The 25,327-nt window shown below is 46.6% G+C and carries 17 protein-coding genes, 3 tRNA genes and 1 rRNA gene; 17 read left to right on the plus strand and 4 right to left on the minus strand.

All coding sequences use genetic code 11. The annotated features are described in order from the left end of the window. Window positions 1–83 precede the first annotated feature (83 nt). From G340_RS0114515 to G340_RS0114525, 3 genes are all read left to right on the plus strand, one after another. Window positions 84–158 (plus strand) — tRNA-Glu (locus G340_RS0114515). 87 nt (window positions 159–245) lie between these two features. Then, window positions 246–362: ribosomal RNA gene (gene rrf, locus G340_RS0114520) — 5S ribosomal RNA — on the plus strand. Between the two features lie 7 nt (window positions 363–369). After that, a tRNA-Asn gene (locus tag G340_RS0114525) sits at window positions 370–445 on the plus strand. A gap of 86 nt (window positions 446–531) precedes the next feature. Here the strand turns inward: G340_RS0114525 and G340_RS0114530 are convergent. Next, complete coding sequence (locus G340_RS0114530) at window positions 532–831, minus strand: DUF3892 domain-containing protein (protein ID WP_020074372.1); 300 nt, start codon at window positions 829–831, stop codon at window positions 532–534. Window positions 832–1,383: 552 nt separating this feature from the next. Here G340_RS0114530 and G340_RS0114540 point away from each other — a divergent pair. Beyond that, a complete protein-coding gene (locus tag G340_RS0114540) occupies window positions 1,384–3,120 on the plus strand; it encodes an ABC transporter ATP-binding protein (RefSeq protein ID WP_027104024.1) in 1,737 nt (578 codons plus the stop codon). Further along, a complete protein-coding gene (locus G340_RS0114545) occupies window positions 3,117–4,865 on the plus strand; it encodes an ABC transporter ATP-binding protein (RefSeq protein WP_020074375.1) in 1,749 nt (582 codons plus the stop codon). The genes G340_RS0114540 and G340_RS0114545 overlap by 4 nt, the downstream gene beginning before the upstream one ends. A 218-nt stretch (window positions 4,866–5,083) precedes the next feature. On the opposite strand, the gene G340_RS0114550 is transcribed toward G340_RS0114545, so the two are convergent. Further along, the gene (locus tag G340_RS0114550) at window positions 5,084–6,049 is read right to left on the minus strand and encodes an ROK family protein (protein ID WP_020074376.1); all 966 of its coding nucleotides are present in this window, start codon (window positions 6,047–6,049) and stop codon (window positions 5,084–5,086) included. A 342-nt stretch (window positions 6,050–6,391) separates the two neighbouring features. Here G340_RS0114550 and G340_RS0114555 point away from each other — a divergent pair, with 342 nt between their 5' ends. The 12 genes from G340_RS0114555 (at window position 6,392) to G340_RS0114610 (ending at window position 21,774) form a co-directional block, all read left to right on the plus strand. Beyond that, window positions 6,392–7,084 carry a sugar transferase gene (locus G340_RS0114555; protein ID WP_020074377.1) on the plus strand — a complete coding sequence of 231 codons (693 nt, stop codon included), beginning with the start codon at window positions 6,392–6,394 and terminating at the stop codon, window positions 7,082–7,084. Between the two features lie 244 nt (window positions 7,085–7,328). Beyond that, window positions 7,329–7,415 (plus strand) — tRNA-Leu (locus tag G340_RS0114560). A 593-nt stretch (window positions 7,416–8,008) separates the two neighbouring features. After that, window positions 8,009–9,538 carry a recombinase family protein gene (locus tag G340_RS0114565; protein ID WP_020074378.1) on the plus strand — a complete coding sequence of 510 codons (1,530 nt, stop codon included), beginning with the start codon at window positions 8,009–8,011 and terminating at the stop codon, window positions 9,536–9,538. Window positions 9,539–9,693: 155 nt separating this feature from the next. After that, window positions 9,694–10,362, plus strand: coding sequence for a CRISPR-associated protein Cas5 (cas5, locus tag G340_RS0114570; protein WP_020074379.1), 669 nt, complete (start codon window positions 9,694–9,696; stop codon window positions 10,360–10,362). Further along, window positions 10,359–12,479 carry a hypothetical protein gene (locus G340_RS0114575; protein WP_020074380.1) on the plus strand — a complete coding sequence of 707 codons (2,121 nt, stop codon included), beginning with the start codon at window positions 10,359–10,361 and terminating at the stop codon, window positions 12,477–12,479. Before cas5 ends, G340_RS0114575 begins: the two co-directional genes overlap by 4 nt. Beyond that, window positions 12,469–13,353: a type I CRISPR-associated protein Cas7 gene (locus G340_RS0114580; protein ID WP_020074381.1), complete on the plus strand. Its 885-nt coding sequence runs from the start codon at window positions 12,469–12,471 to the stop codon at window positions 13,351–13,353. The genes G340_RS0114575 and G340_RS0114580 overlap by 11 nt, the downstream gene beginning before the upstream one ends. A gap of 29 nt (window positions 13,354–13,382) precedes the next feature. Further along, window positions 13,383–15,542 (plus strand): CRISPR-associated helicase/endonuclease Cas3, encoded by a 2,160-nt coding sequence (locus G340_RS0114585; RefSeq protein ID WP_326522420.1) that lies wholly within the window; start codon window positions 13,383–13,385, stop codon window positions 15,540–15,542. A 729-nt stretch (window positions 15,543–16,271) separates the two neighbouring features. Further along, window positions 16,272–17,312 (plus strand): helix-turn-helix domain-containing protein, encoded by a 1,041-nt coding sequence (locus tag G340_RS0114590; RefSeq protein ID WP_020074383.1) that lies wholly within the window; start codon window positions 16,272–16,274, stop codon window positions 17,310–17,312. Window positions 17,313–17,514: 202 nt separating this feature from the next. After that, entirely contained in the window at window positions 17,515–18,543 is a 1,029-nt protein-coding gene (locus tag G340_RS0114595) for an ABC transporter substrate-binding protein (RefSeq protein WP_020074384.1), read from the plus strand. 2 nt (window positions 18,544–18,545) lie between these two features. Continuing rightward, window positions 18,546–19,661, plus strand: coding sequence for a FecCD family ABC transporter permease (locus tag G340_RS0114600; protein ID WP_020074385.1), 1,116 nt, complete (start codon window positions 18,546–18,548; stop codon window positions 19,659–19,661). A 1-nt stretch (window position 19,662) separates the two neighbouring features. Continuing rightward, window positions 19,663–20,433 (plus strand): ABC transporter ATP-binding protein, encoded by a 771-nt coding sequence (locus G340_RS0114605; protein WP_020074386.1) that lies wholly within the window; start codon window positions 19,663–19,665, stop codon window positions 20,431–20,433. 12 nt (window positions 20,434–20,445) lie between these two features. Beyond that, window positions 20,446–21,774: an MATE family efflux transporter gene (locus G340_RS0114610; RefSeq protein WP_020074387.1), complete on the plus strand. Its 1,329-nt coding sequence runs from the start codon at window positions 20,446–20,448 to the stop codon at window positions 21,772–21,774. A 339-nt stretch (window positions 21,775–22,113) separates the two neighbouring features. Here the strand turns inward: G340_RS0114610 and G340_RS0114615 are convergent, their stop codons facing one another. Together G340_RS0114615 and G340_RS0114620 are read right to left on the minus strand one after the other, a co-directional pair. Further along, window positions 22,114–23,187, minus strand: coding sequence for a 6-phosphofructokinase (locus tag G340_RS0114615; protein ID WP_027104026.1), 1,074 nt, complete (start codon window positions 23,185–23,187; stop codon window positions 22,114–22,116). 21 nt (window positions 23,188–23,208) lie between these two features. Further along, on the minus strand, window positions 23,209–25,326 hold the full coding sequence (locus G340_RS0114620) for an RNA degradosome polyphosphate kinase (RefSeq protein WP_020074389.1): 2,118 nt from the start codon (window positions 25,324–25,326) through the stop codon (window positions 23,209–23,211). Window position 25,327 lies beyond the last annotated feature (1 nt).

Genomic DNA, 25,327 nt, shown 5'->3' on the forward strand with positions numbered 1-25,327 from the left:
TCCCTGATGGTGCACCAAAAAGAAGTCAGGCAGGGGTCTTTGAGAGGATCTCTGACCTCTGCACCTGGCTAAGGCTGAGATGTGGCCCGTTGGTCAAGCGGTTAAGACACCGGCCTCTCACGCCGGTAACGGGGGTTCGATTCCCCCACGGGTCACCAAAACAATCTTTTGAAGTAGTCGTAAGAAACAGGAAACTGTTTTTACAATATCCGACAGGAAGGCGAAAACCTCCTCTGCGGAACATAGTTGGTGTCGATGACGGTGAGGGTCCACCTGTTCCCATTCCGAACACAGAAGTTAAGCTCATCAGTGCCGAAGATACTTGGCTGGTAACGGCCCGGGACAATAGGATGACGCCAACACTGATATTCCTCAATAGCTCAGCCGGTAGAGCATGCGGCTGTTAACCGCAGGGTCGTTGGTTCGAGTCCAACTTGGGGAGCCAAAAACCACCAGTTTTTACTGGTGGTTTTTTCTTTGCTGTTTTATTTTTGAAGCAAAATCATATTAAATAGAATTGCTCTATAATCGTTATTGCGAAATAGACGGCAAGTTACCAAGATTATTGCTTTCCTCACCATCGGGCAAAGAGCGAAGATACTCGCTGCCGTTTCTTGTGGCAACGGCAACTCCCCGAATCGCCCCAGCCTTGGCCAGTTCCACACCCTGCTCCTTCGAAATGATTTGTCCGCTGGAAAGCTGATAGCCCTCAATGCGGCCACCGTGCTTTACCAGCTGAGTAATAGACTGCGCATCGGGCTTCGGTGTGGGTGTAACAGCGTTAATATTCATTGGTAAGTTTCCCATTGATTGGTTTTCTTGATTTTCCATGCGATCACTCCTTGCCATATAGTTTGTCGGAATTCTCCTGAAATATTACGCTGAAAATCTTTCTAAAAATCGTTTGGAGCACATTTTTTTGCCATTTGTCGGCTTGCTCATTTGCCCGCCGTTTTTTGATGTCAGTATGCGCGGAAAGCAGATTTGCCGAGATCGCTCCATCCAAATTTTTAGTGAAAGAGATGTCATTCTTTGGAAATCGTGTTATAATAACCTCACGCCACATCCCGAAGTAAAGCTTCGGGTGGCTGAGAGAACATTGAATCCTCAGTCCGGAGAAAAACAAAAATGAATTTTGAGCTGCGGGCTAGGTAGAGAACGGATGATATAATAACCTCACGACGTAAGCCGTAGCGAAGCTTCGGGTGGCTGAGAGAACATTGAATCCTCAGTCCAGAGAAAAACGAAATCTTTCTTGCTCTGTGCGGGCAGAAATGAAGAATCAATGACAGAATACCTCGCGCCGATTACAAAAAGTTGATTTTCATATTGATATGGGAACAATATCATCGGAAAATTCCTGAGAGAAAGGCTTGGTCAATGTTGCGGGAACTCGGCAAATACTTAAAAGTGTATCGTAAACAGGTGGTTCTTGGCCCTATATTTAAATTGATTGAAGCGATCTTTGAGCTGATTATTCCAATCGTAACCGCGCGGATCATCGATGAGGGTGTTCGTCGGGGAGATGTCCCCTATGTTTGGCAGATGGGCGGTGTAATGCTGCTGCTCGGCGTTGTGGGCCTGTGCTCTGCGCTCGTGTGTCAGAAAATGGCCGCGGTGGCCGCACAGGGTTTTGGTACGGTGCTGCGCGGGGAATTGTTCCGCCATATCAATACGCTCTCTTATGCGGAGATCGACCGTTTCGGCACGCCGTCACTGATTACCCGCCTGACGAACGATGTCAATCAGCTTCAGCTGGCGGTTGCGATGCTGATTCGTTTGGTGGTGCGCGCGCCGTTTCTGGCAATAGGCGCTGTTATTATGGCGATGACGATCGACGTGCCGCTGGCGCTGATTTTCGTGGTTGCGACCCCGCTGATCGGCCTCGCTTTGTATTTGGTGATGAGCCGTTCCGTTCCCTTCTTCAAATCGATTCAAAAAAAGCTGGATGCCATTTCCCGTTTATCGCGCGAAAGCCTGTCCGGCGTGCGGGTCATCCGCGCTTTTTCCCGTCAGGAGCAGGAAGCCGAGCGGTTTACCAATGCGGCGGATGAACAGGCTGCGGCGGCGATTCGGGTCGGTAAGCTTTCCGCACTGCTGAATCCGATCACGTTTGCCATGATCAATTTCTCGATTCTGGCGATTGTGTGGTTTGGTGGGTTTCGCGTCGATACCGGCGTCGTCACACAGGGCCAGATCGTGGCTTTGATTAACTACATGAATCAGACGCTGCTTGCCCTTGTGGTGGTCGCGAATCTCGTGGTGATCTTTACAAAGGCATCGGCCTCCGCCGCCAGGGTCAACGAGGTACTGCATACCGAAACCACCGTTCGGGAGCCTGATTCCGCAGCGGAGCCGCAGCCGGTTTTTGGCGCGCCGAAGGTGGAGTTCCGCGGTGTCGGCCTTTCGTATCATCGGTCCGGGGAATACGCCTTGCGGGACTGCAATATCGCAATCGCCGCTGGGGAAACGATCGGGATTATTGGCGGTACAGGCTCGGGAAAATCGACGCTGGTGAATCTGATTCCCCGCTTCTATGACGTCACAGAAGGACAGGTCCTGCTGGACGGAGTGGATGTGCGGGAATATCCGTTTGCCGTGCTGCGCAGTCGGGTCGGTATTGTTCTGCAGCAGTCCGAGCTGTTTGCGGGAACCATCCGCAGCAACCTGCAGTGGGGCAATGCGGCGGCAACGGACGAGGAGCTGTGGCAGGCTCTGAAAACGGCGCAGGCGGAGGATTTTGTTCGCGCGCTGCCGAAGGGCCTCTCTTCGCCGGTCAGTCAGGGCGGTAAAAATTATTCCGGCGGTCAGCGCCAGCGCCTCGCGATTGCGCGAACTCTGGCGGCAAATCCGCAGGTGCTGATACTGGACGACAGCTCCAGCGCACTGGATTTCGCAACCGACGCCGCTCTGCGTCGCGCCCTTCGCAATGATACGGCCGGCGCGACGGTTCTGATCGTGTCCCAGCGGGTTAGCTCCATCCGCCACGCAGACCGCATTATTGTATTGGATGACGGGGCCGTTGCCGGCATCGGCACGCACGAAGAGCTGATGCGAAGCTGCCCTGTCTATCAGGAAATCTGTCTGTCGCAGATGAATCATGAGGAGGTGGCCGGATGAATCGCTCGGTACTCAGGCGAATCGCCGGCTATATGAAGCCCTATATTGCCTATCTTGCAGGCGCACTGATCTGCGCGATCGTTTATATCTCGCTTTCGCTGTATGTCCCGATTCTGATTGGTCATGCGGTCGACCAGATGGTCGCTCCGGGCCAGGTCAATTACGAGAGGATGCGCGGCATTCTGTTGCTGCTTGCGGTAACCGTGCTGGTCAGCGCGCTGTTCCAGTGGATTATGACGTACTGCACCAATCAGGCGACCTACCGCACGATGCGCGATTTGCGGGTGCAGGCCTACAGGAAGGTGAACCGCCTGCCGCTTCGTTATATCGACAGTCACGCGCACGGCGATCTTGTCAGCCGCGTCGTCAACGATGTGGATCAGGTTTCCGACGGCCTGCTGCAAGGGATTACCCAGCTGTTTACCGGTGTGGTCACCATTGTGGGCACGCTGCTGTTTATGCTGACGATCAGCCCGATCATCACGCTTGTGGTGGTGTGCGTCACACCGCTGTCCCTGTTTGTTGCCGCCTTCATTGCCCGGATTTCGCGCAAGCGCTTTTTCGATCAGCAGGCGTGCCAGGGGGAACTCAGCGGCTTAATCGAAGAGATGATCAGCGGGATCAGAACCGTTCGTGCGTTCCATTATGAAAACCGCGCGGAAAGTACGTTCGATGAAATCAATTCCCGCCTGTACGAGGCGGGGGAGAAGGCGCAGTTCAATTCCTCGCTGTCGAATCCCTCCACCCGCTTTGTCAACAGCATCGTGTATACCTCCGTCGCGGTAATCGGCGCCATCTGCGCCATTACCGGTATCCCCGCGCGATTGAGCGTGGGGCAGATCATGAGCTTTTTGGCCTATGCCAACCAGTATACCAAGCCGTTTAATGAGGTTACCGCCGTGCTGACGCAGATTCAGACCGCGTTTGCTTCGGCCCGGCGTCTGTTTGAGGTGCTCGATGAGGAAGAGGAGCCCACGGAGCCGACCGGCGCACAGGTGATTCATAACGGCGGCCGCCATTCGGTGGAGTTCCGCAATGTGAATTTCTCTTACCGGCCCGGAACAAAGCTGCTGCAAAATATCAATCTGGCCGCTCACGCGGGGCAGAGGATCGCCATTGTAGGCCCCACCGGCTGCGGTAAAACGACGATTATCAACCTGCTCATGCGCTTTTATGATGTTGACAGCGGCAGCATCCGCGTGGATGGCACGGATGTGCGGCAGATCACGCGCGGCAGCCTGCGGTCTCTGTTCGGAATGGTGCTGCAGGATACCTGGCTTTTCTCCGGCACAGTCCGCGAGAATATCGCCTATGGCAAGCCGGGCGCCAGTGCGGAAGAGGTGACCGCTGCAGCGAAGGCGGCGTTGGCGCACTCCTTTATCACCCGTCTGCCGAACGGCTACGACACCATGATTTCGGAGGACGGGGGAAATCTTTCGCAGGGACAGCGCCAGCTGCTTTGTATTGCCCGGGTAATGCTGGTTGACCCGCCCATGCTGATTCTGGATGAGGCGACCAGCAGCATCGACACCAGAACCGAGCTTTTGGTGCAGAAGGCGTTTCAGCGGATGATGGAGGGTCGCACCAGCTTTGTGGTGGCTCACCGCCTTTCCACCATTCAGGGGGCGGATCTGATTCTCGTGATGCGCGCCGGCGAAATTGTGGAGCAGGGCACACACCAGCAGCTGCTGGGGAAAAAAGGATTTTACGCCGAGATATACAACAGTCAGTTCGCCGCCAGCTGAGTGTGGGGTGTCAGCAACATTTTATTGCGCAAGAGATATTTTTTATCAAAAAAGAACGGTTGCAAAACAGCCTTATCCAAAAGATATACACAAAAAATGCGTCTTGGTCTGACCTGTAAAAGTCGCTCCAAGGCGCATTTCCTTATTTTGGGGCTCTTTCTTTGTGCGATTTGTTATCGCAAATTCATTTTGCAACAGCCCTTTTGGCTGCTTTCTGCTCAGACAGAAAAGCCGCAAAGCTCTGCGCCCGACAGGGCCGCGCCGATGATGCCCGCGTCGTTGCCCAGCTGGGCGGTCACCAGCTTCGTTTTCAGCGGAGAATTGGTCACAAACTGTTCCCGGTCCACAATTGCCCTCACCGGTGCGAGAAGGGTTTCCCCCTCGCGGCTGATACCGCCTCCGATGCAGATTACGTCTGGCTGCAGGCTGTTGATGATGTTGATCACGCCGCAGGCGATATCTTCCGTATAAACCTCCACGATTTTCCGCCCCAGGGTGTCGCCCCGGCGCATGGCGTCAAATGCGCTTCTGCCCGAAATTTGATTTAAATCGCCGTTCAGCATCTCCCACAAAAGGCTTTCATGGGCGGCGTCCTGCTCCATCAGCTCCCGGGTCGTCAGAATCAGGCCGGTGGCGGAAGCATAGCGTTCCCAGCAGCCGTGTCTGCCGCAGTTGCAGGCCCTTCCGTGCCGTTCGATGACGATGTGGCCCATTTCTCCCGCTGCGCCGTTTTGCCCCGCGTAGATTTTACCATTTAATATCAGTCCGCTGCCAACCCCTGTTCCAAGGGTGATGGCCACGGCATTCCAAGCGCCCTGCAGCGCACCCGCCTTGAATTCTCCCCAGGCTGCGGCGTTGGCGTCGTTATCTACGCCCACCGGCAGATGAAGGCGGCTCTCCAGCTCCTCGCGCATTGGAAAATGACGCAGCGGAAGGTTTGGCGTCAACTCAACCATGCCCGTGATGCGGTTTACAGAGCCGGGGCAGCCGATCCCCACGGAATCCACTGACTGGCCAGCCGCCGAGACGGCCTCCCGGGCGGCCTCGGAAATCCGGTCGCACAGCTCCTGCGGTGTGCAGAAAGCACCGGTCGGCATAGACTGTTTTGAAAGAAGCTTGCCGCTTTTGTCGATAACACCCGCGGCAATATTGGTGCCGCCCAGATCGATGCCAAGATAATACATCGAATTCCCCCGTTTCTCATAAGATTACGCCGCGAAGGCGCTTCCGCTTTTCTATGTGAATTGACAGCTGACAACAACTTCTGTTAAAGAAAAACGGATCATGCCGTGAGACTATTCTAGCATGAATGTGTTTGAATGTACTCTCAGACGTCCGAGGTTCTGCTTTGGATCGTGTCGTGAGGCTATTATAACATTCAGAGACGGTTTCGTAAATTGTTTCGTTGACACCACCGACAAAAAGAAAAAGAATTTGACAAATCTTCTTTCTTTGGGTACAGTTTAAAAGAAGAATTTTCTGCCATAATGATAGGTAGAAGCTTCCATGCAAAGAATTGAAGGAAAATGGTGAAAAACGTGCAGTATCAGGAGTTGCCCCAGTGGATGCAGAAAGAAGAAATCAAGCCTTATATAGAGATGCTCAATCGGCAGAGAGGGCGGTTGTTTTGCAAGCGGGTGTTCGATATCATTGTATCGGCACTGATTCTGCTGCTGCTTTCGCCGGCTTTTCTGCTGCTGGCCGCCGCGATCAAGATCGATTCCAAAGGGCCGGTGTTTTACCGGCAGGTGAGAGTTGGGCAGTACGGGCAGGATTTTCGGATTTTCAAGTTTCGTTCCATGGTGCAGGACGCCGACAAAAAGGGACTTGCCCTGACAACAGAGGGGGATTCCCGCATCACCCGGGTGGGGAAGCTGATTCGCAAATGCCGTCTGGATGAATTTTCGCAGGTTTTGAATGTGCTTGAGGGCACAATGAGCCTTGTCGGTCCCCGGCCGGAGGTGCGAAAATATGTCGATGCCTATGAGCCGGAATATCTGGCTACGCTGTTGGTGCCTCCGGGTATAACGGCGACGGCGAGCATCCGGTTTAAGGATGAAGACGAGCTGCTCAATTCCGGCGGGGACCCGGAAGAAATCTATATTCATCAGATTCTGCCCGAGAAGATGCGTTATAATCTGGAGTACCTGGACCACATTTCTGTCTGGCAGGATATCAAAATTATGGTGCAGACTGTTTTGGCGGTGTTCCGGCGGTGATTCCCCGCAAGGGAACACCGCCTTTCACCGCAGAACACCCACCGGCTGTGCGGTAGACTTTTATTGCAATTGCAATGAAATTTGCATACCTGGTGCGTTGTAACAGCCGCAACGCCGTACACCACAATTCCGCTTTGGGCGGCTGAGACAGTGTAAAAGCACCGGCTCGATCATTTTGTTTTTCCGGTAGATTTTTTTGTTGTTTTGCTCTTGAATTTGTGTTATAATAAACTTCGTTCTATCCGCTGGTGTGGCGAAATCGGCAGACGCAAGGGACTTAAAATCCCTCGGTGGCAACACCGTACCGGTTCAAGTCCGGTCACCAGCACCAACAATAATCCCGCGTAAATCAAGGGTTTACGCGGGTTTTCTTATGCCTTTTTCTGGTGCCCGGTTTGGTTGATAGCGATTGAAATGGTGCCAGTGGTGCTCTGATTTGTGGTGCCCGGAACTCCTAAAAACGTATAAAAAGCAGCGTGGAGCTATAAAAAGATACATCTGTCATATCTCCATTTCGCTGCTTTTCTTTTTCTCTTTAGGAACTGCTTCTTTACTTCTTTTTTCTTTTCCTGTGTTGGGCTTTCGTGGCTGTAATGCCTTATGCTAGGTTTCAAGTACCGTTTTCTTTCGCTCAATCCGAACGTCAACATACTGCGCAGTAACAGCTTCAAGGTTGGTAGAAATACCAAGAGACATACCGATACCTTTCAGCGTATGCCCAATATCTCGCCTACCATGTAGAAATCACCTGTCAGTTGGTGCATATTGGTTGCTGCCGTATGCCTAAGACCGTGTAAGCGGAATTTCGACATAAATCTCCCTTATATATTACAAATCCGCATCATAATTTGTCGAACAAAAGAATATTTTCAAAGCTATGGCTTAAAACGCCATGGCCTTTTATAATTTAAGGAGGGGTGTTCAATGTTGGCACGTAAAAGTCGAAAAAATTTCATCGAAAACAAAACCGAAGAAAATAATTTGTTGAGAGCAGCCGGCTATATTAGGCTCTCTGTGAACAAAGCAGACCAGCCATCGGACTCAATAGAAAACCAGAAAAAGATCATTGGAGGGTATTCAGAAACAAATTTTGATCTTCAGCTTGAGAAATTCTATATTGATGACAAAGCAAGTGGGAGAGATTTTAACAGGCCGGCATTTAACGAAATGATTGAGGATATTCGAGCAGGGAAAATTAACTGTGTCATTGTAAAAGATTTATCTCGCTTGGGACGCAGTCTGATCGATGTAGGATACTATGTCCAAATGTTTTTTCCTGGCCAGAAAATACGTTTTATCTCCATAGCAAATGGAATTGATACGCTGGATGGTATGAGAAATATAATCTTCGGGAAACTACCTGGTGACCATATTTCTTTAACATCACTGATGGATGAGCAATATGCAATTGACATCAGTAAAAAAACGCAATCAGTTCTTAAGAATTATATCGAAGAAGGAAAGCACGTGGCGCCACGCGCTCCGTATGGGTACCGAAAATCAGACTGTGATTACCATACCCTTGTTCCAGATGCGGAATCGGCTATTGTTGTAAAAAAGATTTTTTCAATGGCTTTTGTCAGAATTAGCATTAATGAAATTGTTCGGCAATTGAACGCAAAAGGAATCCCTACTCCCATCAGCTATGCTGTATCACAAGGACTTAAAGGGAATTATAATCGAGGAAATGGTTTATGGAATAGCCGTACCGTCAAGGATATTTTGCTCAACAGGACATATGTTGGAGATTTAGAGCAAGGCAAAGATAAGCATGTTGTCCAGGACACGCATGAACCACTTGTGTGTAGAGATGTATTCGATGTTGTACAGCAATTAATTTCGGAAGGTGCCTCTATCAGTCCTAACAAGACCAATGCTCCTTGTGAAGATAACATTCTAAGAGGAAAGGTGATTTGTGGTTGTTGCGGCCGCAAGATGCAGCGCCGGAAAGGTAGTGGCAATGCAAATTGGCACTTTTTCACCTGTATAAGTAACAATAGATTAGGCGCTGGCCATTGTACGGGCATGTATATTCGAGAGTCTGATATTATGGATGCCATCTTTCGTGAGGTTAAAAGTTATATTCATGACAATGAAGCAGCTTTCATTACATATGTTGATCGGAAATCTGTATTGGAAGTCAACGAAAAGCAGTTGGCGCGGCAAATTAATGAGCAACGTGAAGTGAGCCGAAGTAGGTATGAGAATTTCATCCGGGGTATTGTCGATAAAGAGGATTATACGTTTGAACGTAATAAACGTGAGACGCTTCACACCGAGCTTCAGAATATCAACAATCAAATTAAATGGCAGAATGAGAAGTATGAACAGTATTTGCTGTTTTGTAATGCGCTCAATGACAAGGAAAAGATTGGCCAATTGGTTGCGGATTGCATCTTAAATGTATCAGTACTTGCCAATGGGCAGATTAATGTCAAATGGCGAGATAGCTAAAATATAAAGGCTTAGCAAAATAGCGCATATTTTATTGTTTTTATTTGAAATCCTATATATAATGTAAATATACACAGAACTTTCCATTAATGTAGGAGAGTATATGAGGCATATTACCATGTGCTAAATTTGCTGCAAGGAGGAAAGGAAATATTATGGTTAGGTTGTCGTATCCAATTGAAATGGAGATAGCTGGCGACACTGCGATATGGACGCGACCGGATACTGGCGATTGCCCGGTCAGTTATCCTGCACCTACATATTCTGCTGTGAAAGCCATTTTTGAGTCTGTTTTATGGGGGCCAGACATTGAGATCATTCCTCAAAAGGTTGAACTGTGTGCCCCTGTGCAGTATCATTCTTACTGCACAAATTATGGTGGCCCACTCAGAAGCAGTGCATCAATTAAAGCTGGAAACAATTATCAGCTATACTCAACGGTATTGATTGATGTTTGCTATAAGCTGTATGCAGAGGTTATACCAAATCATAGAAAGGACAATCTTCCTAAATCGGCTTTGCAGTGGGATAAAAAGACCAGCTCTCCAGGGCATGCTTACCAATCAATTTTTCAGCGTCGATTAAAGCGAGGGCAGAGCTATTCCATTCCGGTATTAGGTTGGCGTGAGTTTACGCCCTCGTATTTTGGGCAAATGCGTAATACAACAACAGTATTGGACAATTTGCCGGATATTGTGATTCCTTCTATGCTCAGACAGGTATTTTCAAATGGCTATCAAACACAGGTTTCTTATGTTTATGACAACGACTTAATCATTCAGGGTGGTGTATTGAAATATCCGAAGCGGGGGTGCCAATTATGATCAATGAACTTCACAATTTGGCAAGAACTTTGGATATGAAAGGTGTCCAAATACCAGAATGGCATAGAAAATATAAAGAACTGCCAAAGGTGACACCCAAATCGCCTTGCTTTCGAATATGGCTTGATGGTCAGGCCGCTGTATGTGGAATAGAGAGTCTTACTTCGGAACATGTAAGCAAGCTTCGCAAATATGGAGATAATCAAAGCAGTTTCCCTGCATTCAATATTAATTCGTTATATCGTATTGTCGATCAAAAAATGATTGAAAAATTAGAGCAGTTTGAATCCAGACAACTTAAGCTCGACATAGAAGAAATAAAATCATGGTGCAGCGTTAACAACTGGATTAAAGGGGTTCCCGGAAAAGTGCAGCGAAGCCTGACAGAACGTTCAAAAAATCTTTCAGAAGTGATTCATTTGGAAGGTCAATCAAACAACAATATTATTGCTAAACTTTTTGAATTGTGTCAGAAAAACGGTAAAAATGCAGCGAATAGGTTTCGATCTTCTCTTGAAAATTGTGCTTTTGAAAAGCTCAAAAAAGGAGAGGAAATCGACGCCATTCTTGTGTTGCTGTTTCATAAAGGTTCTGCGGAGAAGGCGCATAATAAAGATACAGGCAACAATATATCTGTTATCCTAGATGTTTGGGATTGGCAGCCCTATGGTTATCCCATAGCCAGTGAAAATACAACGTTTCAGTTGAACGAAATGTTGCTGACAGACAGTGACCTAAATACGCCCGAAATGCAAAGTAAACAAACAGATGCGTTTGGCACATCATTTACAAACCCTAATGAACCAATGCCAAATGTAAAATTGAGCGGATTTGATGTTACACTGCGCTCTATGTTTGATGGTCAACCAAGTCAACATCGTTATCGGCGAATAAACGATAGCTCCTATCCGATAGCTGCCGCAAATCGTTCTTCGATAAAAAGAGCCCTGGAATGGATTTCTGCTTCATCACACCGTCAGGTAACATGGGAGAAAATAGATAAAAACGAAATGGTGTTTGTCTACCCATCCATATTACCTGAGATTCCACCAAAATTTGTTTCAATATTTGGACAGCCTCCAAGTGAAGCCTCAAAACAAACCGAATCGAGATTTGAGAGTGTCGCTAAAGAGTTTTCAAAGACGTTGCGTGGGTTGCCCACCGACCAAAAACCTGAGATGATGCAAATATTTACGATACGAAAGATTGATAAAGCTCGTTCCAAGGTTATTTTTACGCATAATTCTACACCGAAACAGCTTGTTCAAGCGGCTGAGGATTGGTCAATTGGTTGCCATAATATTCCCCGACTTGATATTGGCGAACCGATTATTCCATTTCCTCTTGAAATCGCAAATATCATTAATGCCGTATGGAAACAAAACGGTGAACGGGCAGATGGAAAAACATCGGTTACACGCATGAAATACTATCAGGGTATGGAGCTTCTTCTGGATATTCTTCCTACCAATGCAATACATAATTTTTTGCATATTCAGATTGAGAATACGTCTGGCCTGGTTAATTACATTGGAAATAAACTTCACCGTGGTGGAAGCTGTGATAGCAATCCAGAATCCAAACGCTTGGATGCTCAAAAAACTGCGGTGCTTCGGATTTGTTCCGTTTTGGGCTTATTGCTTTTCAAGTGTAACGTAAGAAAGGAGAAATATATGGAAGGACTTGCTTATTTACTGGGTCAGTTGTTACACGTGTCAGATGAACTTCATCTTCTATATTGTAAGGTCAAACGCAATGGGGATATCCCACCTCAGTTGGTTGGCAGCGCGTTGTTTATATCGGCTGGAGAAATGCCCTATCAGGCGTTATCTCAATTGGCTACCAGAATGAATCCGTACATTTCATGGGCCAAGCAATATCGGTATGGAAACAATGATAAACAAGGGGAAGAAAGCTTGCGGGCAGGGTGGCTGTTAAGACTTTTTGAACAGATATCCAATCAAATTATGCCCCAAATGGACAGGTCAATTCGCTTTGGGGATTTTGAAAAGGCGCAGCTTTTCATTGGATATATGGCCTCGCTCCCCGAAATGGAAAGATCAGATAAAACAATAGAAAATACTGAAATAGCAGGAGGTATGGAAAATGGGCAATGAAATTAAGAGGGCAACAGGGCTTTTAGTAATTGAGGTTGTGAATTCAAATCCGAACGGTGATCCGGACAGAGAATCTGATCCACGCCAGCGCCCCAACGGAAAAGGAGAAATCTCCCCGGTCTCTTTCAAACGAAAACTGCGTGATCTTTTGGAGGATCATGACAGCACCTTTTTTAAAAGCCTTCCAGAAGTCTTTGTTAGTCATGCCGACAACTACAATATTTTGGAATCCAGAGGGCGCGACAGAAAGTCCATTACGAAAGAAATGGCTAAGGATATTAAGTCTTTTAGTCAGAAAGAATTTTTGGATAGTGTATTCGTGCAAAAGTATTGGGATGCACGTGTTTTTGGTAATACCTTTCTTGAAGAAGGAGCTAATAAGGGCTTTATCAAAACGGGTATTGTACAATTTGGAATTGGTGTATCCATCTCTCCGGTTGAAATCGTACGCCATACCAATACGAATAAGGCAGGTGTCCAAGAAGGCAAGAATGCAGGTATGGCACCTCTTGCATTCCGTATTGTAGAACATGGCGTTTATTGTATGCCGTTTTTTATTAATCCTAATTTTGCAAAAAAGACGGGGTGTACTGCTGACGATATTGAACTGTTGAAGCTTTTGATTCCAAAAGCATATGATCTGAATCGTTCTGCTATTCGCTCAGATGTCCGAATCAGGCATGCATGGTATATTGAACACCAGCATACTTTGGGAAGCTGCCCCGATTATATGCTGCTTGAAGCTCTAACGCCTACGCGAATCGGTAATCCGGAGGATGCTTCTATAAGTTGGGCAGACTATTGCGATAAAATAGCCCTGCCGGATGAATTAGCCGCCAAGGTTGGCTCGGTTGTTGATTTGGTTTCACTATGAATTATTACGCGCACAGTCCAAAAGACGGAATGGATGCTCAAACTTACGTCGCGCATGTACGCGGCGTAAGTTTATTGGCAGACCGATTTGTACAAGAAGCTGGTGCATTTTCAAAAGAAGACGGATTGCTTCTACGACAGCTGGCAATTAGATCAGCAGCGTATCATGATATCGGTAAGTTGGACGAAGAAAATCAAAAAGTGCTTTCCGGAGAACTTTCCGCAAAATCCTTGCCGATCAATCATGTGGATGCCGGCGTAGCTCATTGGTTGGATAAGCAACACTTTTCTGCTTTTGCCGCAGCAGTTACACAGGCACATCATATAGGGTTTCCTGATTTTTCTGATGAGCAAAACAAAGGAGACTTCATTTTTCGGGACGAAGTAATAGCTGCCGATGTAGATAAAAAACTGCCATTATTTGAATCGATTCACAAAGATTTTGTTGGTCAAGGCTCGGATAATTTTATAGAAGAAACCATTTCCGGTGATCGCTCTGTGTTTTTGCGGATGCTTTTGTCCTGTATTGCAGACGCAGACCATACCGATACGGCAAGGCACTATGGGAAATATCCTCAAACTGAGCGAGTTGTTTTACTGAGAGCCAACGAAAGACTGGATAGGTTAAATGAATGTGTACTTAATCTACAAAAAAGCGGGGTTGCTACGGAAAGAAACGCTTTACGCAGCCAAATGTACCAGGCTTGTCGGGATTCTGCGATAAATACTGGGATTTGCTCTTGTGACAGTCCGGTGGGTTCAGGAAAGACGACTGCGATTATGGCACATTTGCTCGCACAAGCACAAAAGCGTGGTTTGCGACGTATATTTGTAGTACTACCGTTTACAAATATTATTCAGCAATCAGTAAAAACTTATCGGGAGATGTTGACACTGCCTGGAGAGAATCCAGAAGCTGTTGTAGCGGAATTACATCATCGCGCGGATTTTGAAAATGAAGATGTACGGCATCTGACTGCGCTTTGGTGTGCGCCCATTATCGTAACAACTGCCGTTGCATTCTTTGAAACATTGGCATCTAATTCTACTGCTGCATTGCGCCGATTACATGAATTACCCGGCAGTGCAATTTTTGTTGATGAATCTCATGCGGCGCTTCCTACTACTCTTTTGCCTATCGCTTGGAAGTGGATGAGAATTTTGTCGAACGAATGGAATTGTTACTGGGTTCTGGCATCAGGCTCGATGTGCCGTTTTTGGACAATCAAAGATATTGCGGAGCAATCGGATGCTTTGTGTGTGCCGGAAATAGTAAGTCCTGATATTCGGAACAAGTTGGAGGCATATGAGGTAAGCCGAATTACTTATCGATATAAACCTACACCTATGTCGACGGATGAACTTGCAAGTTGGATTGTTTCTTTTCCTGGGCCGCGGCTTGTGATAATGAATACTGTCCAGAGTGCCTCCGTTTTAGCAGACTATATTTGTAACATATATGGAAGAACGAAAATTGAGCACCTATCAACCTCACTTACGCCCAACGATCGCGAGGCCACATTGAAATGCGTACAGGACAGGCTGCGTAATAAATCGGATACGGATTGGACGTTGGTGGCTACCTCGTGCGTTGAGGCAGGTATTAATTTCTCCTTCAAAATTGGGTTCCATGAGTTGAGCTCGTTGTCATCGCTGCTTCAAGCGGCAGGAAGAGTTAACCGTGAAGGTAACGATAATAAAGCGGAGATGTGGACTTTTAGAATTGTGGAAGACGGCATGATGAAGATCAATCCTGGGCTAAAGCAGGCTGGTGAAGTCCTCAAAGATTATTTTGAGAGAAATGTGCATATTTCCCCTCAACTGACAACTAAGTCTATTTCTGACGAAATTGCCCTGTATGGGCTACGAGGGAAACCCTATGAACTTATTAAAAATGAAGCATTACAAAATTTCCAGAGTGTAGAGCGCGACTTTAAAGTGATTGATTCTGATACAAAACTAGCAGTGGTTGATGCTGAGATCGTATCACAACTCCGTTATGGTAAGATTAGCTGGAAAGAATTACAAAAAAATTCCGTACAAATTGCAAAGTATAAACTCCACGAAATGAAGGCACCACTAATTGTAGATAATATTTATTATTGGGATTCCGGTTACGACAGCTTTCTTGGTTACATGTCTGGAATTATTCAGCTGAAGAAGTATGCGGGACAGGCATTGATTATTTGAGCGAAGTATGTTGCTTTTCTTGTAATGATTGTCGCATATGATACTGTGACAGAAAATATTTTTCGGTGTGTGCTTGACATACGGGTGCCGTAAATCATGGAAACGAATGTGCGGCATTTCAAGGTGTCGGATAAGCTGACCGAAGTTAGCTGACCTTCTATCACGTCGGTACGGAGAACCGTCCGGCTTTGCGATAAACAATATGTTGTCATAGTATTCCCCGCCGCCCGCAGTAATCAAATCCTTTTGCCTTTCAAGCAAATCGAACTGCCGCAGGAAATACGGCAGCGTTTCTTCTGTAATAGGCAAAATACGGTCGTTGGATTTGGTCGGTGCCATTTCTGTTATGATTTTCGCACCGGGCGGTACTTTGAAAGGCATTTGCTCGACAACGCCAAACTTCATTTTTTCAAGGTCAATGTTTGTTGTTCGCAGCCCGATAATCTCACTCGTACGCAGTCCGTACATACGGGATGTGATGAAAAAACATATACCCTGTCGCCAAGGGAGCAGTGCGCTCTCTTGATGGCATGAGGTATGTGTCATCATGGCCTCTGCAGTGAACTTTTCACTCTAAGAATTTCTCTAAACACAGAGAAAAGAGATTATTACAAAACAACATATGGTTTTTAGTATTGTCTGGTAGATAAATAGCACGAATTGTGATATAGTATCAATAGTTAGATTTCGCTAACTAAAGCTTGAATTTGGCAAGAAAGGAGCTTGTTCATGGGAAAAGAATTTCACATCAATTCAAGAAACGGGTATAGTGCCATGCTGGAACAATATAAAACCATGCATGAACAAATTGGGAATGCTCGTTTTTTGCCCAACCATGCTATGAATAAAGGTATTGTTTATGACATAAAGCCTGAGTATGGTAAGGGAACAATACAAATATATAATTTGCTTGGCAATGTCATGCTGCTTGTGTATGACTTTGTGTTTTCTGAGGATATCATAACGATATTTGATTTAACAGAGGATTATTTTGAAATAGAATATTGCATCGATGGATGTATGTATATTGAAGAACAAAATGTAGGTGATACCTGCTTTGGTCCCAATCATTTGTCTGTTTCCCTGTCACAGGATATGAAAGGAACAATAAAGCGATGCGCTGAACAGAAATACCAAGGAGTTTCAATCACGGCGAATAAACACGACTTATCATCTTATTTCGGAAGTGCTGGAATAAGAGTATGGCATGATACGATAGAAAATTTAGGAGAACAGCTTCGTTCGGAATATTACCTTGGCTTCTATACGCCCCCAGAGATAGCCAATATTTTTCTACAAATATTTAACTGCCGACTTCCTGTGAAATCACGCACCTTGTTTTATGAAAGTAAGGTTATGGAAGTATTATCGTTAATTGTTTCAAATGAAGTGATTAAGCATGAGGGATGTGATGTAGTAGCACTAAGCCCATACGAATTACAAAAAATTAAAGAAATTCCACAAATGTTGTTGGAGCAGCCGTTTGAATTGCCAAACCTTCTTTCATTAGCAGAAAAGCTAGTCATCAATCCCAAAAAACTGACGAAGGGCTTCAAACTAGTATATGGAGATACCATTTTCAGCTATCGCAGAAAACTTGCATTAAACCGTGCTGCATCAATGCTGTTAAATACAGATCATACAATCAACGAAATCGCTTATGACAGCGGCTATTCCAATCCCAGCAATTTCTGTGCAGCATTTAAGAAACAATATGGTGTTACTCCACTCAAATACAGAGAATCCTCTCTGCTAAGAAATGCCGAATAAAACTAAAATATATCATCTTAACCACAGGTTTAGGCCTGTGGTTTTTTGATTTAACATGAGCTTTCCTCAACATAATTGGGCAGTGCAAGCAGTATAGTCTCAAAGACAATATGCGGTACAATATGTTATGCGTTCATAGTTCAGCGCATTTAATGAACAAGGTTAGCTAACTCTAACTTAGTTCAACATAGGAGGATTATACATGTTTAAAAAAATATCTGTTTTATTGGCAATCGTCCTTTGCTTTTCCGCATTGACTGCCTGCTCACAAAAGAACCCAACTCAAAATATAGTATCTAATTCGTCTTCTGATAGTGGAGAAAGCACCTCCCAGCAGAACAAGCATTATCCGTTGACCTTATCAATTTATGATGACAAAGGGAATGAAATGGAGCAGACCATTGAAAAAAAAACACAGCGCATTGTTGTCATTGGACAAGGTTTTGCAGAGTGGATGATTGGACTAGGAGAAGAAAAGCGAATTGTGGGATTGGCTTATCTGGACAAATCATTCTCCGAATATGAAGATCAAATCAAAAGTCTGCCAATCATTACGGATATGTGGCCATCAAAAGAATCTATATTAGAACTCCAACCGGATTTGATTATTTCAATGTCTTCTGCATTTCAGAAGGATCGTCTCGGGGATATTTCTTTTTGGAATGAACGAGGAATTCCGGTACTAGCAGGTATTAATTATACCATTGGCCGTACAATGGACGGCTTTTTTGATGATATCAACAATTTAGGAAAGGTACTCAATATTGAAGAAAAGACCAATGCTTTTGTGAATGAACAAAAAGAGAAAATCAGTGAAATTCAGACTAAGGCAGCGCAGGCGAACGACAAACCTAAGATTTTACTGCTTGGAACCAGTGGAGATACAACGTATTACTATGGCCCATCTCTTTGCCTCATAGACGAAATGATTGAAGGTGCAGGTGGTGAGTACATTAAGGTATCAGAAGAAACATATGTGGATATGTCTGAGGAATCTATTTTATCGGTTAATCCTGACAAGATTATTATTACCGGATTCCAAAAATCCGATAGTGAAGCATTGATTAACAAATATCTCCTGAATCCAAAGCTAAAAAATGCAACTGCAATTAAGACTAGAAACGTAAAGGTCGTTGAATATACTACTGCTGTTCGGGGAAGTCTTGGCCTCTCAGAGCTGTATATGGATGTGGCTGAATTTATTCACCCTGAATTATTTAAGGGAGAATAAGCATGAGTCCATCACATAACAGTAAGCAAAAACAGATTCCCCAAAAAGGTCAGGGGATTGCACCAAAACGCTCTGTATTCTCAATCATCTTTATTCTTTTGATTTCTGCTGTAGTTATATCCGTAATACTTTCAGTTTCTATCGGACAAGTATCCATTCCATTTCATCAGTCTTTTCAAATACTGGTCAATCATATAACAGATGGAAAGTTTGGAAGTATAGGTCAAATTTCAGACGGTATGTATACAGATATTATTTGGCAGATTCGTTTTCCTAGGGTCTTGCTGGCAATGGTTATGGGGGCAGGGCTTGCGCTTTGCGGAACAGTTATGCAGGCTTCCGTACAAAATCCTTTGGCAGACCCTTATATTTTGGGGATTTCGTCCGGTGCCGCTTTGGGAGCAACCTTTTCGATTATGCTTGGTTTTAGTGTGGGAGGGCTGCTTGGGGAGCTCGGTGTTGCATCGTGGGCTTTTATCGGTGCGCTTGGAGCAGCCGCATTGGTTTTGGGTCTTGCCAGTATCGGTGGGAAAACATCTTCGGTCAAACTGGTTTTAGCTGGAACGGTAATTAATGCCCTCTGCAATGCATTTTCAAATTTTATCATCTATTTTGCGAAAAATTCAGATGGAATACGCTCCGTGTCCTTCTGGACTATGGGCAGCTTAGCATCGGCTGAATGGAGTACATTGCCGCTTATATCAGCGGTTGTCATTGCAGCGATTATATTTTTCCTGTTTCAGTCCAGAGTGATGAACACAATGCTGATGGGAGAAGAAACTGCAATTACTTTGGGAGTGAATCTGAATTTTTACAGGCGCTTGTATATGATCTTATCCTCCGTGGTAACAGGTGTTCTAGTGTCTACCTGTGGAATTATCGGGTTTGTAGGTCTTATTGTTCCACACATTGTGCGAAGTGCTGTAGGTTCCGACCATAAGCGTCTCATACCAACATCAATCCTGTTCGGCTCCTTATTTATGATATGGACAGATATTTTTGCACGCACAATTGTCCCTAACGGGGAACTTCCAGTTGGAATCGTAACCTCCCTGCTCGGTGCACCGGTATTCATGTACATGTTGATTAAGAAAAGCTACGGGTTTGGAGGGAGATAATTTGAATTTAAATGCGGAACACATATCGGTATCCTTAACAGGTGCTGACATTGTAAAAGATATCAGTATTAGAGTCGAAAATAAACAGTTTGTAGGAATTATAGGGCCGAATGGATGCGGAAAGTCCACTTTGCTGAAAAGTATATACAAAGTCATCAAACCTCAAAAAGGAACTGTATTTTTAGGGGATAAAGATGTCTTAAAATCATCTGCCCGCATTGTTTCAAAAGAGATGGGAGTTGTAGGACAATTCAACGATTTAAGCTTTGATTTTACAGTCCGGGAGATGGTAATGATGGGGCGTACTCCCCACAAGCAGCTTATGGAAGCTGATAATACGCAGGACTACAAAATTGTTGCGGATGCTTTAGAACGGGTGGATTTAACAGAGTATGCGAATAGAAGCTATTTGACTTTATCCGGCGGGGAAAAACAAAGGGTAATACTGGCACGTGCAATTGCACAAGAGCCTAAATTCTTGGTTTTGGACGAGCCGACAAATCATTTAGATATTAAGTACCAAATTCAGATTTTAACAGTTGTAAAGTCGCTAAACATTGGAGTTCTTGCCGCTCTGCATGATCTTCCTATGGCTGCTGTTTACTGCGATATGCTCTATGTAATAAAAGACGGAAAAATAATTGCCTCCGGAAGTCCGAAAGAAGTTTTGACAAAAAAATTGATAAGACAAGTTTATGAAATAGATTGCGAAATATACACCAATCCAATTACTGGAAATTTAGCAATTGCATACCTGCCCTTATACTCATAGGAGGGATTACTAATGGAATTAGACATGACGAAGGGAGAACCTTCTCGCATTATACTAAAATTTTTTATTCCTTTATTTATCGGAGATGTGTTTCAGCAATTCTATAGCATCATTGATGCAATTGTCATAGGGAAATTTGTGGGTACAGCTGCGTTTGCAGCAGTTGGATCTTCAAGTGCTGTAACTGTTTTTATAACTTCTATCTTGTTAGGTCTTGCTATGGGCGCTTCGGCAATTTTTTCTCAGCTCTATGGTGCAAAGCAATACGATGAACTGAAAAAAACAATTTCTACCGCGCTTATATTTTTATTTTGTGTAAGCGTGCTAATCACGGTTGTAACATCAGTATTTTTGCCGCAGATTATTTCCCTTTATCAAATGCCAAAAGAAACTGCTGTTTATGCTTCTGATTATTTAAAGTATGTTTTTGGGGGCTTTGTTTTTGTCGGTATGTATAATGCCTTTGCTTTTTTGTTACGGGCATTTGGAGACTCTAAAACGCCGTTATATTTTTTAGTTGCCTCATGCATATCAAATCTTCTCTTAGACCTGCTCTTTGTAGCTGTGTTTCGTATGGGAACTGCTGGCGCAGCAATTGCCACGCTTCTTACACAGGGGTTTGCCGCCGTAGGCTGTGGCATTTATACTATAAAGCGAATGGGATTCTTGCAATTTAAAAGGAAAGAATTTGTATTCAACACCTCTGCATTTCAAAATATTGCCGTTTATTCCGTGTTGACAGCACTGCAACAGTCTATTTCAAGCTTTGGAATGATGCTTATTCAGGGGTTGGTGAATACATTTGGCACAACTGTTATGGCTGCATTTGCAGCAGATTCTAAAATAGATTCTGTTGCAAATACCCCTTTGCAAGATTTGGGCAATGCTTTTTCAACCTATACTGCTCAAAATAAAGGAGCAGGAGAAACTAAAAGAATTCGAGAAGGGTTCCGTGTAACTTCTAGGATAATTATAGTGCTGTCAGCAATAATCAGCATAGTTGCATTTGTTTTCGCACCAAACCTAATAACACTTTTCGTAAGTAAAGATGCTACTGAGGTAATCGCTGTTGGCATTGGTTATCTTAGAATTGTTTCCGTATTTTATGTATTGCTTGGTTTTATCGTTATGTTTTATGGATTTTTCAGAGGACTCGGAGAGATTAAAATATCAATTTTAATGACCATAGTGTCACAAGGCTTAAGATTACTGTTAGCTTATTCATTCGCACCAATAAAAGGGTTTTCGGGTGTTTGTTGGGCTATTGTGATTGGATGGTTTTTGTCAGATTTATTGGGATTTTACATGTACAAGAAGGTCATGGCGAAAAAATCTTGTTGACGTAAGTAGCTTCTAAATATAAAAAACGTTGAGTTTGGCGTGAGAATTTTCATGCTCAAACGACTCGGCCCTCCAAGCTTATAGGTTTGGAGGGCCTTTGTTATGTGTCAATTAGGCATTCAGCTGTTATTGGTGGGGCCGTCATCTTACCATGGCGGCTGGCTGTAGCAGAAGTTTTCATATTACATTATTTCAAAAAATCATATAAATCTGTGGGTGAAGTGCGCCCCAATCGTTATTCAGTATATTATACCGTTTAACTTTTTGGGGTCAATCAAATCCAGTCCCTTTTCCTTTTTATATTGGTATGCTTCCTTTTGTATCCGATGTCGTCGAGACTCAGTCGCCGAAGCTGATGCCGATGTCCCGCGCGGACTGGATCATCTCGCAATCCAGCGGAACGGCCTTGAGCTTGCCCGCCACCTCGCCCAGCGGAACGGGGACGATCTTCTGATTCTGCAGGGCCATCATACAGCCGAAGCGGCGATCCTGAATCATCTGGGCCGCGGCGGTGCCAAGGCGAGTTGCCAGCACGCGGTCGTAAGGGCAGGGGCTGCCGCCGCGCTGAAAATGGCCGGGAATCGTCACGCGCACCTCGTTGCCGGTGTTCTCGCTGATCTCTTTGGCCAAACGATAGGAAAGGGAGGGCTCCGTCATTTTGGCCCGCTGCGCTTTCAGCTCTTTTTTGGAAAGGGCCGATTCCCTGTCCGAAATGGCGCCCTCCGCCACGGCCAGAATCGAAAACTGCTTGCCGGAGCGCTTTCTCTGCTGCAGCGCGTGGCAGATGGAATCAATGTTGTAGGGGATTTCGGGCAGTAAAATCGCGTCCGCGCCGCCCGCGATGCCGGCGTGCAGCGTCAGCCAGCCAACCTTGTGGCCCATCAGCTCCACAATGAATACCCGCCCGTGCGACGTGGCGGTGGTGTGGATGGAATCGATGACCATCGAGGCAATTTCCACCGCGCTGGAAAAGCCGAAGGTCATTTCGGTATTCCACAGGTCGTTGTCGATGGTTTTGGGCAGCGTGATCACATTCAGCCCCTCTTCGCTGAGCAGGTTCGCGGTTTTGTGGGTGCCGTTGCCGCCCAGAATCACCATGCAGTCGAGCCGAAGCTTTTTATAATTTTTCTTCATCTGCTCTACCTTTTCGCTCTGGCTACCCTCGGGGCCGCGAATTTCTTTAAACGGCTGGCGCGAGGTGCCGAGGATCGTGCCGCCCAGCGTTAAGATGCCGGAAAAGTCGCGGGGAGTCATCTCCCAGTAATTGCCGTCCATCAGGCCGCGGTATCCGTCGCGGATTCCCAATATGGCAACGTCGTCCTCGAATTTTTCGTAAAGTGCTTTCCCTACGGCGCGAATTGCGGCGTTCAGCCCCTGGCAGTCGCCTCCGCTGGTCAAAATTCCAACTCTCATGGTTTTGTGGGCCCCTTTCCGTTATTTGAGCCGCTTCGCCTTATCCGCATCGCGGATCGGCTCCATCAGCTTGCTTTCCTCCGATTTTTTCAGTTCCGTCAGGCTCTTTTTCGCCATGGTGGAGAACAAAGACTGGCAGTTGACGGCGGCCCTGCCGCGCCGGCTGACGTGCAGGTAGGTCGTATCCGGCTGCATCATCCGCGTATTGACGTTGTCGCTGCGCAGAATCTCCAGAATTTCAAACGCGCGGCGCTTCAGCTCTTCCCCCTCAATGGGGAACACAAGCTCTACCCGGCGGTCCAGGTTACGGGGCATCCAGTCGGCGCTGCCCATATAAATTTTGGGGTCGCCCCCGTTTTGAAAGGCGTAAATGCGGCTGTGCTCCAAAAGCTGGCCCACAATACTCTGCACGGTGATGGTTTCGCTCAGCCCCGGCAGCCGGGGAATCAGGCTGCACATGCCGCGCACGATCAGGTGGATCGGCACGCCGGCCTGCGACGCTTCGTACAGCAGCTCGATCAGCTGCGGGTCGATCAGAGCATTCACCTTTACGGTGATGCCGCTGGGAAGGCCCTTTTTCGCGTTTTCGGTTTCGCGGCGGATCATGCGCTCGAAAAAGCTCCGCATCCCCTGCGGCGCCACCACAAATTTGCGGTATTCCGGCGGGCGGGAATAACCGGTGAGCACGTTGAAGAGCGACGAAGCGTCGATGCCGTAGGGCTCGCGGCAGGTGAACACGCCGATGTCGGTATAGATTTTGGCGGTGGAGTCATTGTAGTTGCCGGTACCCATGTGGACATACCGGCGGATGCCGTCTTCCTCGCGCCGCACCACCAGCAGAATTTTGCAGTGGGTCTTGAGGCCCGCAAGGCCGTAGATGACGTGGCAGCCGGCCTGCTCCAGCTTTTTGGCCCAGTTGATGTTGTTCTCTTCGTCAAAGCGGGCTTTCAGCTCCACCAGCACGGTCACCTGCTTGCCGTTCTCCGCCGCGCGGATCAGCGCCGCGATAATGGGGGAGTGGCCGCTGACGCGGTACAGTGTCTGCTTAATGGCCAGCACATCTGCGTCGTCGGCGGCACTGCTGACAAAATCCACCACACACTGAAAGCTCTCGTACGGGTGGTGCACCATGCGGTCTTTTTCCCGAATGGCCTCGAAAATATCGTCATAGCCCCAGAAGGCCGAGGGGGGATAAACGGGCTTGATCGGGTCGAAGCACAAAGTGTCGTACCCCGGCAGAGACGCGAATTTGGTCAGGTACGTCAGGTCGATCGGCCCGGGCACCTCGAACAGGTCGTTCGGCTTCAGGTCGAGCATCTCCACCAGAAACTCCTTGATTTCAGCGTCGCAGTTCTGCAACAGCTCCAGCCGCACGGGCCGCCCGCGCTTGCGCTTTTTAATGGATTTCTGCACCTCGGTCAGAAGGTCCTCGGCGTCCTCGTCGATTTCCAGGTCGGAGTTTCTCGTCAGGCGGAACGGCGAGCAGGCCTCGATGTGGTGCATGCCGAACAGATTGTTGATTTTATAGGAGATAATATTCTCGAGCAGCACATAAATTTTCCGCTCCGGGTCGGGTACCTGCAAAAAGCGGGAGAGAATCGACGGCACCTGTACCACCGCGAACAGGGATTCCTCCTCGCCCTTCAGGCGAACCGCCAGATTCAGGCTCTTGTTTGTGAGCATGGGGAACGGGCGGCTGCGGTCTACCGCGAGCGGCGTCAGCACCGGGTACAGAATCTTGTCAAAATAATCCGAAATAAAATTCTGCTGCTCCTCGCTCAGCTCGCCCGGCGCGCAGAAAAAGACGTTCTCCTTGCGCAGGGCCGGCAGAATCGAGCGGTGCAAAGAGGTATACTGCTGCTCGGTAAACGAGCGGATTTTGCGCGTCAGGCGAACCATCAGCTCATCCGGCGTCAGGCCGGAAAGGTCTGGTGTTTTATAGCCCGAGTGCACCTGGGCCTTTACCCCCGCTACGCGCACCATAAAAAACTCATCCAGATTGGAGGAGGTAATCCCCAGAAACCGCAGACGCTCCATAACGGGATTTTCCTTTTCAAAGGCCTCCTCCAAAACGCGCCAGTTAAAGTCCATCCAGCTCAGCTCCCGGTTGATGAAGGGGAACTGCTTGTTCTCATCCATG

Source organism: Faecalispora sporosphaeroides DSM 1294 (genome assembly GCA_000383295.1).
Taxonomy (GTDB): Bacteria; Bacillota; Clostridia; order Oscillospirales; family Acutalibacteraceae; genus Faecalispora; species Faecalispora sporosphaeroides.